This is a genomic window from Proteus sp. G2609, from assembly GCF_963896135.1.
Classification (GTDB): Bacteria; Pseudomonadota; Gammaproteobacteria; order Enterobacterales; family Enterobacteriaceae; genus Proteus; species Proteus mirabilis.
In genome coordinates, this window is record NZ_CAWQNB010000023.1 from 1 (window position 1) to 286 (window position 286).

Sequence of the window (286 nt, forward strand, 5' to 3'; positions counted from 1 at the left end):
CACGTTCAGCAGCTAATTTTTCAGCTTCTGCTCTTTGCGCTTCTTGGCGTGCTTGTTCTGCTTTTAGCTGTGCTTGACGTTGAGCTTCCTCTTCGGCTAAACGTGCCTGCTCTGCACGTTCAGCAGCTAATTTTTCAGCTTCTGCTCTTTGCGCTTCTTGGCGTGCTTGTTCAGCTTCAAGTTGCGCTTGACGCTGGGCTTCTTCTTCGGCTAAACGCGCCTGCTCTGCACGTTCAGCAGCTAATCGTTCTGCCTCTGCTCTTTGCGCTTCTTGGCGTGCTTGTTC

1 protein-coding gene is annotated in these 286 nt (G+C 51.7%); it reads right to left on the minus strand.

Annotated features, from left to right (window positions below):
• Nucleotides 1–286, minus strand: a 286-nt coding sequence (locus AACV01_RS05675) for a hypothetical protein (protein WP_202611838.1), incomplete at both ends; no start/stop codon positions are given.